The organism is Enterococcus sp. DIV1279b (genome assembly GCF_050531515.1).
GTDB classification, from domain to species: Bacteria; Bacillota; Bacilli; order Lactobacillales; family Enterococcaceae; genus Enterococcus_D; species Enterococcus_D casseliflavus.
The window spans coordinates 508,904-523,721 of the sequence record NZ_CP172891.1 but is presented as its reverse complement, the minus strand read 5'-3'; the positions used below and the strand labels follow the sequence as shown (position 1 = coordinate 523,721).

At 42.5% G+C, this 14,818-nt stretch carries 10 protein-coding genes and 1 pseudogene; 3 read left to right on the top strand and 8 right to left on the bottom strand.

Annotated features, from left to right (window positions below; translation table 11 throughout):
• Nucleotides 1-2 precede the first annotated feature (2 nt).
• The 3 genes from IGI71_RS02435 to IGI71_RS02425 are packed head-to-tail and all read left to right on the top strand — an operon-like array spanning nt 3 to nt 2,225.
• Nucleotides 3-638, top strand: coding sequence for an ABC transporter permease (locus IGI71_RS02435; RefSeq protein ID WP_016609633.1), 636 nt, complete (start codon nt 3-5; stop codon nt 636-638).
• Complete coding sequence (locus tag IGI71_RS02430) at nt 638-1,558, top strand: osmoprotectant ABC transporter substrate-binding protein (RefSeq protein ID WP_231472794.1); 921 nt, start codon at nt 638-640, stop codon at nt 1,556-1,558. Before IGI71_RS02435 ends, IGI71_RS02430 begins: the two co-directional genes overlap by 1 nt.
• A 4-nt stretch (nt 1,559-1,562) precedes the next feature.
• Nucleotides 1,563-2,225 (top strand): ABC transporter permease, encoded by a 663-nt coding sequence (locus IGI71_RS02425; RefSeq protein WP_005227316.1) that lies wholly within the window; start codon nt 1,563-1,565, stop codon nt 2,223-2,225.
• A gap of 131 nt (nt 2,226-2,356) precedes the next feature.
• On the opposite strand, the pseudogene IGI71_RS02420 reads toward IGI71_RS02425, so the two are convergent.
• The 8 genes and pseudogenes from IGI71_RS02420 to IGI71_RS02385 form a co-directional block, all read right to left on the bottom strand.
• A pseudogene (locus IGI71_RS02420) lies at nt 2,357-5,188 on the bottom strand (endo-beta-N-acetylglucosaminidase).
• Between the two features lie 174 nt (nt 5,189-5,362).
• Nucleotides 5,363-7,303, bottom strand: coding sequence for a glycoside hydrolase family 127 protein (locus IGI71_RS02415; protein WP_231472796.1), 1,941 nt, complete (start codon nt 7,301-7,303; stop codon nt 5,363-5,365).
• Between the two features lie 49 nt (nt 7,304-7,352).
• Nucleotides 7,353-7,985 carry a DUF624 domain-containing protein gene (locus IGI71_RS02410; protein WP_060792627.1) on the bottom strand — a complete coding sequence of 211 codons (633 nt, stop codon included), beginning with the start codon at nt 7,983-7,985 and terminating at the stop codon, nt 7,353-7,355.
• 4 nt (nt 7,986-7,989) lie between these two features.
• Nucleotides 7,990-8,883, bottom strand: coding sequence for a carbohydrate ABC transporter permease (locus IGI71_RS02405; RefSeq protein ID WP_231472797.1), 894 nt, complete (start codon nt 8,881-8,883; stop codon nt 7,990-7,992).
• Nucleotides 8,884-8,895: 12 nt separating this feature from the next.
• A complete protein-coding gene (locus IGI71_RS02400; protein WP_231472798.1) occupies nt 8,896-9,819 on the bottom strand; it encodes an ABC transporter permease in 924 nt (307 codons plus the stop codon).
• Between the two features lie 102 nt (nt 9,820-9,921).
• Nucleotides 9,922-11,508: an extracellular solute-binding protein gene (locus IGI71_RS02395; RefSeq protein ID WP_016609625.1), complete on the bottom strand. Its 1,587-nt coding sequence runs from the start codon at nt 11,506-11,508 to the stop codon at nt 9,922-9,924.
• Between the two features lie 121 nt (nt 11,509-11,629).
• Nucleotides 11,630-13,180 carry a response regulator gene (locus tag IGI71_RS02390; protein WP_231472800.1) on the bottom strand — a complete coding sequence of 517 codons (1,551 nt, stop codon included), beginning with the start codon at nt 13,178-13,180 and terminating at the stop codon, nt 11,630-11,632.
• Nucleotides 13,155-14,798: a sensor histidine kinase gene (locus tag IGI71_RS02385; protein WP_231472801.1), complete on the bottom strand. Its 1,644-nt coding sequence runs from the start codon at nt 14,796-14,798 to the stop codon at nt 13,155-13,157. Before IGI71_RS02385 ends, IGI71_RS02390 begins: the two co-directional genes overlap by 26 nt.
• Nucleotides 14,799-14,818: the final 20 nt, after the last annotated feature.

Sequence of the window (14,818 nt, the reverse complement as noted above, 5' to 3'; positions counted from 1 at the left end):
GCATGCAAAGCTTCTTTAATGAATATGGCGGCCAATTGGTCACCAAAAGTCTTGAACATTTGTATATCTCTTTTGCGGCTTTGCTCTTAGGGATTCTTGTTGCTGTACCGATCGGTGTGATCTTGACCCGTTTCCCCAAAGCAGCAACGGTCGTGATCGGCATCACCAGTGCGCTGCAAACCGTGCCTTCTTTGGCGCTATTGGCATTGATGATCCCGATTTTAGGTGTCGGAAAAGTCCCTGCTATCGTCGCTCTTTTCATTTATTCCTTGTTGCCGATTTTGCGAAATACCTACATTGGAATGAAAAAAGTCGATTGGAATTACCGCGATGTTGCCAAAGGGATGGGAATGACCAACTTACAGTCGATCATTAGTGTGGAATTACCCCTAGCGATCCCAACGATCATGGCAGGGATCCGCTTATCGGCCGTGTATGTTTTAGCCTGGGCTACCTTGGCTTCTTACATTGGTGCCGGTGGGCTTGGTGATTTGATCTTTAGCGGACTAAACAATTACCAACCGCCTTTGATTTTTGCTGGAACGATTCCAGTGACGATCTTTGCTTTATTAGCTGACTGGTTACTGGGTTTGTTAGAAAACAAACTGACACCAGCTGCCTTAAGGGGGGATGCGTAATGAAAAAAACTTCAAAATTAGCGCTGTTGTTTTCCTTAAGTGTCGCTTTACTGTCCGGCTGTTCCTTTCCCGGTTTAGCCTCGACTTCTGATGAGAATACCGTGGCGATCACAGGTGGGATCACTTCCGAAGCCCAAATTCTTGGCGCGGTGGTTGCCGGTATGGTCGAACACTATACGGATAAAAACACAACCGTCATTAACAACTTAGCAACAACGACCATCAATCACCAAGCGATGATGAATGGCGATGCGTCGATCTCAGCTGCCCGCTACACAGGAACTGACTTGACCACGACGTTAGGGTTGGAGCCAGAATCTGATCCACAAGCCGCCTTTGACAAAGTCAAATCAGAATTTGAGCAACGGTACCAACAGACTTGGTTCCCTTCTTACGGCTTTGATAACACGTATGTCTTTCTTGTCAGAAAAGACACTGCCGAAAAATACGGATTGGAAAAAGTCAGTGACTTGAAAGATGTCGCAGATCAATTAGTTGCAGGGGTCGATACCGCTTGGATCACACGGGTCGGCGATGGGTACGATGGCTTCCAGAAAGTCTATGGGTTCTCTTTCCAAAATATCCTACCGATGCAGATCGGTCTCGTCTACGATGCTGTTGATAACGGAAAAATGGATATCGTTTTAGGGTACTCAACCGACGGCCGGATCGGCAGTTACGATCTCGTGATGCTGGAAGATGATCTAAACTTCTTCCCGCCTTATGATGCCGCACCGATCGTCGATGACAAATTATTGGAAGAAACACCTGAAATCGGCGATGCCCTGAACAAATTAGCAGGCAAAATTGATACCGAAAAAATGCAAGAATTGAATTACCAAGTGGATAATGACCTTCTAGAACCAACGGTAGTTGCCGAACGTTTCTTAGAAGAAAATAATTACTTCGAAGGAGAGTGACGAAATGGCAGACATGAATTTATTCCAACAATTTCTTTTCTATTTTCAAGAAAATGGCGGCTATGTTTTTGCCCAGTTCATTCGTCACTTCTTGATTTCAATCTACGGGGTACTTTTTGCCTCGATCGTCGGGATTCCAATCGGGATCTTGATTTCTAAAAAAATGCGTTTGGCAGATTGGGTGATTCGTTTCGCTAATATCATCCAGACGATTCCATCTTTAGCGATGATCTCGATTTTAATGATCGGCATGGGCTTAGGTGTGAATGTCGTGATTTTAACGATTTTTCTTTATTCTTTGTTACCGATCATCAAAAATACCTATACCGGCATGCGCCAAGTCGACCGCAATACGTTAGATGTCGGCAAAGGGATGGGGATGACTAGCTGGCAACGATTGTATATGATCGAATTGCCATTGTCTGTTTCGGTGATCATGGCAGGGATTCGAAACGCCTTAGTCGTGGCGATCGGTATCACCGCCATTGGCGCTTTCGTTGGTGCTGGTGGACTGGGGGACATCATCATCCGTGGAACCAATGCGACGGATGGTGCATCGATCATCTTAGCCGGTGCTTTACCAACTGCCTTGATGGCAATCATTACGGATCTTGGGCTAAGCTTTATTGAACGCCGCTTAGATCCAGCCAGCCGTACGTCACGCTAAACTTATTGGGAAAAAGCAAAAGCCGTTGTGACCTTTTATTAGTCGCAACGGCTTTTTTGGTTCGGTCATTTTTCAGGAAAGTATCGCTTCAGCCGCTTCCCTTCTTAGGGTTAACGCCCTGCTCTTTTTTGCTATTTATCCATTCCGTATACTTCGACTTCATAGATTCGGGCTGCTGAGTCTGCTCCTTGTGTTGGTTTATCGATACTGATTTTTACATATTGCACCTTCTTGACGGCAAACGTATTGGTGCTATTGCCCGCTTCATTTTTCAACGTTCGCGAAACTGGCTCATAGTCTTTGCCGTCTTCACTTACGAGCACCGTATACGCCCGCGTATTCATGTCTGGGCCTTCTCCACCAGCTTCCGCATGGGCGAGGCGTACTTCACTGACCGTTTGCGGTCGACCGAGATCGATCATCAACTCATGAGGCGCATTGCCTGTCGCACACCACTTCGTACTCAAATCACCATCGAGGGCAAAAGCTGGTGCTTCGGCATCATTGACAAACGATGAAGCAGTTGCTTCGGCATCTTTTGAAAGCAGCATTAACTCTTTTGGCGCATCAGCAGAGATCGTGATCAATCCCGCCATTTCCAAAGGGGTCTCTCCTGCTTCGTTTTTGGCAACAAGCGTGACTTTGTAGGTACCTGGTTCCGAATAGGTCACTTGGGGATTTTCTTCTGTACTGCTGGTGATATCGCCGCCTTCAAACGTCCATTCAAATGCTTCGGCATTCGCAGATGAGGTATTCGTGAAGGTGATCGTTTCCCCCGGTGCCGCTAAGGTTTTAGAGGCTGTAAAGGCTGCTTTTGGCAGCTGATTGTTCGGCCAAGTGATCTCCACCGTATCGGATAGCTTGCCACGATTGCCATAGCGATCCACTGCCACCACCGCGAACTTGGTTTTCGTTCCTTTTGGTCGTTCAACGGCATTCAAATAGTGGTTGGTTGCTGGCGTAGCTGCTAAGAAGGAGCGTGAGCCGTCATCGTTCAATTGGTAGACCTCATAAACCGCAGCTGTCTTGTCCTTGGCAGCTTCCCACGTTAAACGGACACCCGCATAGTTGCCCTCTTCTTCATCAAAGAGCACATCCTCAACCGTCAATGCTTCGGCAGCGAATTTCTCCGCTTTCTGATCTCCGATCGTTAATTGCCCTAGATTCAACTCATAGACATCACTGGTTTCTTTCGTGGTTATGTCATAACCGATCGCTGTCACTTCCCCTTTGATGTCTTTCAATGAGTAAGTGATCGTCGTCCAGTCTGTTGCGACCTCTTTGTCTCCTTTGATCGTTTGTGTTGAACCATCAGCTAAAGTCACGACCAAATCAAGAGCTGTCGGTACCGTTGCTTTGACAGTCGTCGTCAACTTCGTCTTTTTCGTCACAGGAAATGCTGTCTGATACAATGCCATGTGACTGGTACTACCTTTTGTCATCTGTCCACGTAGTTTCAGTGCATTTCCGCCATTGTAGGCATCCGCATAATTGATTGATACAGCCAAATCATTATCTTTTCCATGATCAAAGACCCAACGATAGGTCGGCAAAACAGCTTGCAAGCTTCGGTTGTTCCAATTGCGGCTGGACACTTTTTCTCCCTCGATAAAATAGTTGTAGCCATTCCCCAGACTAAAATTCGTCACAAAAGGCAGCTCTGTGATAGCGGTCTGTTCCAGGGCATAGGTGGAGATCCCAGGCCACTCTGTCGCTTCTGGCAGCTGGCTTTCCCGAGGATCACCCGTGTTATTGACCCAAAAAGCATTCTCTTTGCTTTGGAAGTCATCCGGCGTACTAGCAGAAGAATAGGTCCAGCTAGGCACATACAGGCCCAATGAGGTATAAGGAACGCCTTTTTCATCCGTAAACAGATCCCAGCGTACAGGCGTTGAATAGCCATTTTCTTGCACATCAATCCCAGCAAAAAGATCGTAAGGATCGACACCGATTTCACGGGCTTTTTCATTGGAGGCCTTCAACAGCTCTTTGTCCGCCAGTTTGTCAGTGGTCCACCAGAAATTCAAGAACATACTATCTGCCAATGGGTTCATCTCTGCATCCACTAAATAGGCTTTGTTCTTATCCGTCAAAGCGTTTTGCCAATCCATTTTCCCATCACTCGTCATGGAATCATACCACATGATCTCTAAATGCTCGTCGGCTTGTTCTTTGAATTGGGCGATCAGTTCTTGCATCGCTTTGGCGTGGCTTTCATTTAGTCCTTTACCATCAGTCCCCGATTGTTCGACACCTTCCGCTGCATCATCAAAACTAGTGACCGCCGTATCGGTTTCTTGATTGATGAACCAGCCATCAAAGCCATACGTATTGGCAACTTAGATCATCTTTTCTACGATCGGAAAATTGCCGTCCTCATCCTTAGCTAAAAACGTATCTAGCCATTCCAACTTCCCTCCATGGGCAGTTTGCGGAAAGAAGATCGTTCCTAAAACCGGCACGCCATTCCTATGAGCAGCATCTGTCACATCAGGACTTGGCGGTACGATGATCCCTTCGCCAGAAGAGCCGCCCCAATAAACCAATTGATCGATGTATTGCCAATAAGAAAAGACATTGGCATCAAAGGTATTGATCCCTCGTGGTGCATTGCCGCTCGTACTGCTATTCATGATCGAAAGCGCCACGACTTTGGTTTCTGCCGTTTGCGTGTCATTCATCTTCGGCAACGTCTCTTTAGCTGCCCGCTGCGCTAATGGAACAACGCTAGTATTGTATTTCGCATCTGGATCTTTTTCAAAAGACCATGCCAACAAATCCTCTGGGAACCAATAAGACGACTCCGGTTGATTGTCCATCGCTTTTTCCAACGTACTTTTGGCTGTTTCTTGGTAAACGACTTTTCCAGTTGTCTTCGCCTCACTTTGGGTGCAGCCACCGATTGCCGTTGCCGCTGCTAATACCAACAAAGATGCGCCAACTTTACTGATTTTCCTTGTCACACTTCTTCCTCCTTGTTTTACATAAATCCGCCAACATTCCTACACTAAAACGATAACGCTTTCAAAGATCGGAATATAGGAACAAATTAAAGAAATCATGCAACAAATCCAAGAAGGTTGAGTTTAGAAAAAAAGAGCCTCCGTTTAGGGAAGCTCTTTGGCCCTGCTTACTTCTTACTCCTTTCCAACGAGCGGCAGCCAAACGCGCATTTCGCCTATGCCCCGATTGCCCCATAAATGGTATGGGATCAGTTGCCACGTACGAGGTATGACCGTTTCCGCTCGTTCTTCGTAAAGGGTTGTTCCCGACCATTCTTCGCTTTGGTAGCCTTTGATCGCCAAGCGTAAAGTAGTTGGCAACAACGTATCCTCTTTCGAAAAGGTCGCCTCCAGCGCCTGTGGGTCGATGCGGCAACGCCAGAGTGCTTGACCATTGTCGGCTTCTTCTATGCAATACACGAATGGGCCACGTTGCAATGCGACTTGATTGATGTCTTGAATAACTTGAGGATTCGCACGCAAGATTTGCAATGGTTGTTCAAAACGGATATTGGCCGTCACGTTTTCGACTGCCTCAAAGATGATTGCCTCGTTCGTCTCCTGCCATTCGTGTTCACTATCGATTTGAAACTTACTTAGTCCATTAGGTTTGTGGATGATGAGCGTCTTTGGAATGCCTTGATAGCGAATCGTGAGGTCCTCTGTAAAAGGAAACCCGCCCGTTTGTTCAAACGTAAATTGATCAGGTTCTTCTAAACGGCTTGCTACAAATAAATTCACGTAAAGCTTCTCTTGATCGCAAGTGTAAACCAAGCGCTGCAGCGAAGCGACCATCCGCGCAAAATTCGGCGGACAACACGCACAACCGAGCCAATCAGGTCGTTGAGCTTTGACGTGGCCTTTGCCAGGATTTTCCTGATCTCGTTGGGGATTGACCTCCAAAGGATTCACGTAGAAAAAGTGTTTGCCGTCAATTGCCGCACCAGAAAGGACGCTATTATACAACGCTCGTTCCATCGTCGCTAAATATTTTGGTTCATTGGTTAGTTTGAACAGCTCAAAAGAAAATTGGACCAATGCAATGGCTGCACAAGTTTCACAATACATCGTATCATTTGGCAAATCATAGGGACCGACAAAGGCTTCCCCGTGAACGGTTGAGCCGACGCCACCGGTCACATACATTTTCTTACAGGCGATGTCTTCCCAGATCGCTTCGCAAGCATCAATTAATTCTTGATCTTGGGTATGCTGGGCGACTTTTGCCATCCCGCTTGCCATATACAGCATTCGTACCGCATGACCTTTGGCTTCATGCTGCTTTTTAGGTTGATCGTAGGCTTGTAAATAGGTGAGGTCTACCCTTGGTGTTTCATCTGATAAGCCATCCGCTTGGTTTTTCAAAATTTCTTTTTCGTAAAAGGCAGGATCTTCCCCACGTACTTCAAGAAAGAAATCAGCTAATGTCAAATAGGTTTGTTTACCAGTGTATTCATACAAACGCACCAGAGCCAATTCGATCTCTTGATGGCCATCAGCACCTTGAATTTTTCCAGGCTCCCGCCCAAAATACGTGCAAATATTGGCGATATTTTTCTCTGCCACGGTCAGTAATTTATCCTTGCCTGTTGCTTGATCATAAGCGATAGCCGCTTCGACTAGATGCCCGGCACAATAAAGTTCATGACTGAAATACAGCTGACGGTATTTTAACTTCGGTCGGGTCAATTGAAAGAAGGTATTTAAGTAGCCGTCCGCTTCTTGCGCAGCAGCAACTAAGTCAATCACTTCATCTACTGTCTTTTCCAATTGCGGATCACTAGTATTCAACAAGCTATACCCAGCCGACTCGATCCATTTGTAGACATCACTATCTTGGAAAAACCAGCCAAAATGTTCCCCTTCCATTTGCCCTGCAGCGATGCGAAAATTCGCCAATGCATGGCTTTTCCCAGCTGGCAAATTGGGATCTTCCCGTTCTGCTTGAACATCTACATCGATTTCATCATTTAGGACTTGGTATTGATAAGGAATCGTTTCTTTGCGAACAAGCTCTTGGTATCCTTGCCAAAACTCGTCCGTGAGCTGGATCTTGTTTAATGCGAATTCTTTCATTTCGTTCTCCTATTCTTTTATTTTGAGATTTTATGGTAAATGTACGAGCTTAGACAGTCGTATGCTTTTTTTCAGGTAAAAAGACATACGCATCTTTTTGTTTAAACAAATTAAGTTGAAAATAAACCAGCGGTGTAACACCAAATACGAAGAATAAACCCGGTAGTAGGTAGTAGCAACAGCTGATCCCGACCATAAGGACGAAAATTTGACCGGTCAATCCAGGTTTGCCAAGCATTAGAATCAAACTTTTTTTAAGCATGGGTTTCCAAGCTCGTTCGTGTTGAAAAAACCAAAAGAGATTGGCTAGAAAAAGGAGACTAATCACTATCAGAAGTTGGATCAACAAATAAACGGTTGTATCGGCTTCGGTAAAGACATAGTGTCTCATTAGCATCAAGTCAATCGAAAAAAGGGCTGCTAAAGGAAGGATAAAGAGTCCTAATCGATTCATTCTCCAAAAGTTTTTACGAAAGCTTTTTGCAAAGGACTGAAACAATTTTATCGCATTTGCTTCTTGATATTTTTCATCATTGCAAAGTTCGTAAACCGCATTGGTTGCTGGCAATAGTCCGAAAAGAACTAAGCCGAATAAGGTAAACAGCAGCCAATAGCAATGCAACAGAAATAACAGTAAGCCTTTTTTCCCAATGCTCACATGTAAATCGACTAGCTTATTCATGTACTCACCCTTTCATTGCACCAATCATGACTCCTTTATCAAAGTATTTCTGTAGGAAAGGATAGATCACCAAAATCGGTAAGGTCGAAACAATGATGGCGCCATATTTGATCTGATCTGCATATTGTTGTCCGTAGCCATCACCCAAAGCGCCCGCACCACCTGCAGATGCTTGATTTGATAATAAAATATCTCGCAGAACGATCTGTAAAGGTTGTTTTTCGTAGTCGCGAATAAATACGAGTCCTGTAAAGAAATCGTTCCAATGTTGGACCAAATAGTAAAGACCCACCACAGAAATGACTGCTTTGGATAGCGGTAGCGCCACAGTAACAAAAAATTTTGCATAGGAGCAACCATCTAGAGCGGCTGCTTCATAGAGACTATCCGGAATGCTTGTCTCAAAAAAGCTTCTTGCAATGATCAAGTTATAGACATTGACTGCTGAGGGAATAATAAAGACCCACATACTATCGATCAACCCCACATCTCGATAAAGTAAATACGTAGGGATCAGGCCACCATTGAAAAACATCGTAAAGGTAAAGAGAAACATCAAAAGTTTTCGAGGTTTAAATTCCTTTCTCGATAAGGCAAAAGCTGCGGGCAAAGTAAAAATTAAATTGACCGCCGTTCCTCCTAACGTATAAATCAAGGTATTGCGATAGCCCGTCCAGATCCTAGCATCTTGTAAAATTTTTTCAAAACCAAAAAAGCTGATATTCCTAGGAAAGAGTGTGACTAATCCTTTAGAAACCATGTTGGAATCACTAATTGAAGCGATGACGACAAAAAAGAGCGGATAGACGACAATCAAAAAGAGACTCAAGCAAAGTATGATGATCGCTAGGTTAAAAAGAAGATCTGATTTAGGTTTGTTTGTTAGTGATAGATTCATATAGCCACCCCTTTACCATAAACTACGGTTCGTGTATTTTTTCGAAAGACCATTTGCTAAAACTAAAAAGAGAAAATTAATGATGTTATTGAATAGCCCGATCGCTGTTGAATAACTAAATTGACTGTTTAAGATCCCAATTTTATACACATACGTAGAAATGACTTCTGAGACGCTCAAATTCAAACTATTTTGCATCAGGAAAATCTTCTCAAAGCCAGCATTTAAAACCCCACCCATATTCATAATCAACAAAATAACCATCGTTGGCACTAATGCTGGTATATCAACATGGAGGATTTTTTGAAAACGATTGGCGCCATCGATATCTGCTGATTCATAGAGTTGCGTATCGATACTCGAAAGTGCCGCTAAGTAAATAATGCTGTTCCAGCCACAGTGCTGCCAAACCTCAGAAATGACATAGACGGGCACGAACATACTGTCGCTCCCCATTAAGTTGACAGAAGAATCCAAGTTCAAGAGGTTGACTAAAACACCTGTTTCTGGTGAAAGAAAGACTTGCAATATCCCTACCATCACGACCGTAGAAATGAAGTGAGGTAAATAAACCGCAGTTTGCATGACTTTTTTTCTTTTAGGGTTTCTGATTTGATTGATGATCAATGCCAATAAAATGGGGGCAATGAACCCAAAAATCAGCGTTGTCACACTGATCCGCAACGTATTGACTATCACGGTTTGGAACATCGGGCTTTCGAAAAATTGTTGGAAATACTTGAAACCGACAAATTCGCCACCAGTGAGTCCCTTCGTAAAATCGAATTCCCGAAATGCTAGTTGGATACCATACATTGGTATGTAATTAAAAACCAAAATGATCGCTAATGCCGGTAAAACCATCAACCATAGCTGCCATTGTCGCCTGAAATGAGAAAGTAGCCGATTATTTTTTTTCACGAGAACTGTGTCCATGATCTTCACTCCTTTGATAGATTTAGGTAAATGGCTGGTCTTTGTTATTCAAGCATGAACTTGCGATTGCTTTACTCAACTCTGACCAGCCTCACCACTCACTTAATTCCCGTAATATTGATCAAATCCTTTTTGAACGATCTCGATATTTTGATCTAAGCCGCTATTTTGCAAGGTTGTGACATATTGCTCCCACTCATCTTCAATGCCGCCTTTTGTCACCCATTTAGCAAATTTTGTCATTGCTTCATTGAGGATCGTTGTATTGTTGTTTGCTAGTGTTGTGGCATCCTCATTACTAAATTTCAAGAGATTGAATGGTACTACTTGTTCTTCAGGAACGATTTTATCCACGTAAGGATGCAACACTTCATCTTGGACCTCATTCGCTTTCATATCTGCGCCAAGTTCGACATCAAGAGCGTCTGAAATATACATTGGACTATTGTCCGCCCAAGTTGTTGTCCACTTCCATGTCCCTGGATCGACATTTTCATCTGCAGGTGGCAAGACGCGGTAAGTGTCCCCGTCTTTTTCGATGTTAGTGCCCAATGACCCAAACAATGCTTGGATTCCGATTTCTGGATCGTATAGCGCATTGACGAATTTTAAGGCTCCGTCCATATTTTTGGTTTGAGAGGAAACAACGGCAAAGTTTACCCCATAATTAAGCGAGGTTTCATAGCTCCATGTCGGTTCCACTCCAGCTTTTTGAATCAATGGTGCCATTGATGTATATTGATCTGCTAACTGATTACCAAATCGGTCTGAAGCTTCCCAGCCCCAAGTAAAACCGACTTTTGCCGTCTCGCCTTCTCCTCTACCAGTGGACTGATAGGCACTATAATCTTGAGAAAAAGCCTTAGGATTAATCAAGCCAGCTTCCCAGCACTTGTTCAAAAATTCCACTGTTTCTTTGTAACGCTCATCAACAAAGAAGTTGCCTACCTGTCCATTTTCAGCAAAGTAGCCGGTATTTCCTCCTTCAGAAACAACGATACCCGTACTTGCTAAAAGCTGCATTGGTTGGAAATAGCCAAAACCGCCGGTTCCAACTGGACTCCAATCCATTGGAATTTCATCGCTAGCATCCCCATCTCCATTCGCATCGTTTTCTTTGAATGCGACCAACACTTCGAATAGTTCATCCCATGTTTCAGGTACGTCTAACCCAAGATTGTCCAGCCACGTTTGATTGATATATTGACGAGAAGCAGATTTAGGCCAAAAACGTTGGTATTTTGGTAAGCCATAGATCTCTCCATTCAGTTGAGTAGCAAGTGCTTTTGTTTCTGGTTTTTCTTCAAACATCTTTTGAACATTTGGCAGGGCATCTAAGTGATCAGATAAATCGGTGAACAAGCCAGGAAACTTCGCAAATTCCGCATCCGTCACAACATTTGGTCCCAGAATCAAATCGGGAATATCTCCAGAAGCCAACATTGGGGCTTTTTTCTGATCCCAATCAGCGGAAACTTCCTCCCACTTAATGGTCAGCTCAAGTTCTTCTTCTAGTTTGTTCAACCACTCAATATCTTTGTTCTTTTGCGTCAAGCCATGCTTTACCACTAACACATTTAACTGGTTGCTTGACGACTCTCCATCTCCCTCACTTGAAGATCCTCCCCCGCATCCAGAGAGCAATCCGATCAATGCTGCGGAACAAAACACCAAACCTAATTTTTTCATTTTCTCATCCCTTTCACTCTTGTTACACTAAGTATAACGTCGAAAATGAAAACGCTTTTATTAACAATTTTTACTTCTACTCTCTTTTTTTTACTCGCCAACCATTTTTACATGATTCGCTTCATTCATAGTCCATAATGTTGCGGTTAAACTGATATGGAGAGATTCCTACACGTTCTTTAAAAACACGGAAAAAATAATTATAGTTCGCAAATCCGCTTTGCCTTGCGACTTCATTGACACTACAAGACGAGGTACTCAACAATAATTTTGCATAATCGATCCGCAACTCAGACAAGTATTTTGAAAAAGACTGTCCCCATTGCTGCTTAAACACCCTACTTAAATAGGAATAATTTAAATCAATCGCTTCGGCGCAGGTCTGCAAGCTGATCGGCTCTTTGAAGTGTTGATGAAGATAAAGAATACATTTTTTTACCGGCTCGTCAACAGGCTTAAAGACTTCTTTTTGGAAATTTTTTACACTTAATGAAATGGCTTCAAAAAAATCTGCTTCGATTCTTAGTAACGTATCGAACTGTTGATAATAATTGATTTGAATCATCGTTTCCATCGGCTGTCTATAGCTATTACTCATCGCTAAACTGATTTGAAAATCAATTTGTGCAATTAGCTCTAAAGCCAACGAACGTGCGACCCGTTTTTCTCTTATATACTCAAACAGTTTTTTACTATAATATTCGATGTTCTCTGGTTCGATGTATTTAGTATAAAAATAGATTTTTTTCAGATACAAAGCGATCTCATGCTGTTGAAAGACGTTTTTGCTGCATTCTTGGCTTGAAAAATGCAGCAACTCATTCGGACGTGAAAAAAAGAGTAAATCTGAGATTCGTTCATCGCTCTTAAATAGTTCTAATACCTCCGACAGTTGATTGCTTACTGGGGATCGCAGGAGAAAAAGTTCAACATCTAGTAAGCGCTTAGCAGCATGGTAGCACTTGGTTTTGATCGTTTCCAAGTAATCATTGATCGCTTTATAGGATTTGATTTTTGCAAACGAGTAAAGCATAAAAAGCTTCCCATCATCAGTCACGAAAGAGAGCATTTCTATGGTTTCATTCTTTGTGTCTAAAATCAATTGCTCTAAAACAGCGCTCACTTTTCGTTTATACTTTTCTTTGTCCCAAACATTTTTGCTGATAGAGATAGGTATCATAACAAGTCCTACCATTTTTTCAGTTACAAAATGCGGATACTGTTGCATCAAGAAGCTTGTATTTCCATGAAAAAAGTCTCGTAGAGAGGGTGTCTCGTAAGCAGGCGCAGCCATTGGCTCGTCTGTAAAAAAATTGATTTTTTTCAGCGCTTCCGAAATCACTTCCTCGCTCAATTCATGTTTCAAAAGATAGTCAACGACTCCATATTTCATGCTACCACTCGCATAATTAAAGTCGGCGTAGCCACTCATCACGATCACTTTAGTCGTGCGATCGATCAGTTCCAATTGTTCTAAAAAGGCTAAGCCATTCATAATTGGCATATTCATGTCTAAAAAAATGAGATCTACAGAATAAATCTCCAGATAATTTAACAACTCGTAAGGATTTGCCGTACTGAGTACAATTTCAAATTGAGGGAAATTTTGTAAAATAGTACTTATTTTGTTGCGTGAAATCAACTCATCATCTAAGAGGGCTATTTTCTTCATCGTCTTTTTCTCCAATCATAGGAAGCTCAATAATGACCCGGGTATAAACCCCTAACTCTGTTTCATATGTGATCCCATAGTCTGGACCATAGTAGAGCTTGATTCGTTTATCGATATTATGGATACCAATTTTCGAATAGTGTTTTCCATTGCTTTTTTCTCGCTCATTTATCTGTTTTATCGCTTCTTCTGTTAGTCCATTGCCATTATCTTCAACCATTAAACAAAGCTTATCTCCCTTTTTTTCTCCACTTATTTTTATTTGCCCTTTTTCGCTATTCGTTCCAACAAAATTGTGCAAAATGCTATTTTCAACAATGGGCTGCAAAATAAATCGAAGGATACGGCAAGATAAAATCGCTGGATCAAGCGCCCAATGAACATCAAAGCTATCAATATAGGCAACTTTTTGGATGGAAACATAGCTTTTGACATGGGCTACTTCTTCAGACAAAGGAATCAAGTCTTGTCCCTTATACATCGTGGCATGCAACAATGATACAAGTGATTTCGAAAGATGGGCAATATTGTTAGCCTGTTGTAATTCAGCCATCCAAGTAATCGAGTTTAGCGTATTGGACAGAAAATGGGGGTTGATTTGAGCTTGTAGAAAGTCGATTTCAATTTCTTTTTTCTCTTTTTCTCTGGCTTTATTTTCTTCCATTAAAGTATTGATATTGGCAACCATCGAATTAAAGACTATACTCATTTGTTTTAATTCGTCATTTCCTTGAATCTCAACAGTGGTCGATAAGTCCTTATTCTTGACCCGCTCCATTGCTTGGTTTAATTGATCGATTCGTTTCGACAATTTTAATATAATCAGCGTAGCCACAAAAATACTCATGCTGACGATCACGATACACAGGAAAATCATCAGTCGCAAATTCTGTGTCAACGGTCCCAAAAATGGTTTTTTGGGGAGATGGAGATGAAACCACGCTTCGACTTCTTCACTATAGAATGATTTCTCATACAAATTGGCTTGGTCTTCATCAATGGTGCCAACTTCAGCAAGCACCGTTTGCTTTTGATCTAACAAGGCGATCTGCGTCCCAGCTGGGAGGTTTTCTAATTGATCATTAAGAAACTCGCTTGTATGAAGAAATCCCACCAAGTGCCCTAGGACTACTTGTCCGACTTTGATTTCATTTTTGATATAAACAGTCGAATCATCAATTTTTCTTGCATAAGCGGCCTCATTGGTGTAACCAATCAACGTTTCTTCAACAACTGGATCAACTAACCCAAACGACATCAACCGATTTTCTTTGGAATAAATCGCCATTCCCAGCAAATAAGGTTGAAATTGATACAATGGTTCCACGATCTCCTTCAATTCCATGGTCAGTTTGATACTCTCAAAGGTGTCTCTCGTAATCCGTGGTTGTTCACTGGCCTCTTTCAACGTGTCGTAGCCATCCATAATCAATTTATAATTGATATGATTAAGATCCGTACTGATCGTATGGATATTACGTAAAATAGAGACCTCGATCTCTTTCGCTTGGATCTCCATATTTTTATCAATGATCTTATTCGCGGTATTAGAAAAAAAGAGAATGATCAGTGACGAAGTAACGACATTCGCAATAATGATCGTTACCATAAGTTTCATTTTTATCTTCAATCGCTTCA

Bases quoted from the DNA above. Each gene is read 5' to 3' on its own strand.
- IGI71_RS02405 (WP_231472797.1), bottom strand. From the start codon at position 8,883: ATGAATCTATCACTAACAAACAAACCTAAATCAGATCTTCTTTTTAAC.
- IGI71_RS02400 (WP_231472798.1), bottom strand. From the start codon at position 9,819: ATGGACACAGTTCTCGTGAAAAAAAATAATCGGCTACTTTCTCATTTC.
- IGI71_RS02385 (WP_231472801.1), bottom strand. From the start codon at position 14,798: ATGAAACTTATGGTAACGATCATTATTGCGAATGTCGTTACTTCGTCA.
- IGI71_RS02435 (WP_016609633.1), top strand. From the start codon at position 3: ATGCAAAGCTTCTTTAATGAATATGGCGGCCAATTGGTCACCAAAAGT.
- IGI71_RS02390 (WP_231472800.1), bottom strand. From the start codon at position 13,180: ATGAAGAAAATAGCCCTCTTAGATGATGAGTTGATTTCACGCAACAAA.
- IGI71_RS02415 (WP_231472796.1), bottom strand. From the start codon at position 7,303: ATGAAAGAATTCGCATTAAACAAGATCCAGCTCACGGACGAGTTTTGG.
- IGI71_RS02410 (WP_060792627.1), bottom strand. From the start codon at position 7,985: ATGAATAAGCTAGTCGATTTACATGTGAGCATTGGGAAAAAAGGCTTA.
- IGI71_RS02425 (WP_005227316.1), top strand. From the start codon at position 1,563: ATGGCAGACATGAATTTATTCCAACAATTTCTTTTCTATTTTCAAGAA.
- IGI71_RS02430 (WP_231472794.1), top strand. From the start codon at position 638: ATGAAAAAAACTTCAAAATTAGCGCTGTTGTTTTCCTTAAGTGTCGCT.
- IGI71_RS02395 (WP_016609625.1), bottom strand. From the start codon at position 11,508: ATGAAAAAATTAGGTTTGGTGTTTTGTTCCGCAGCATTGATCGGATTG.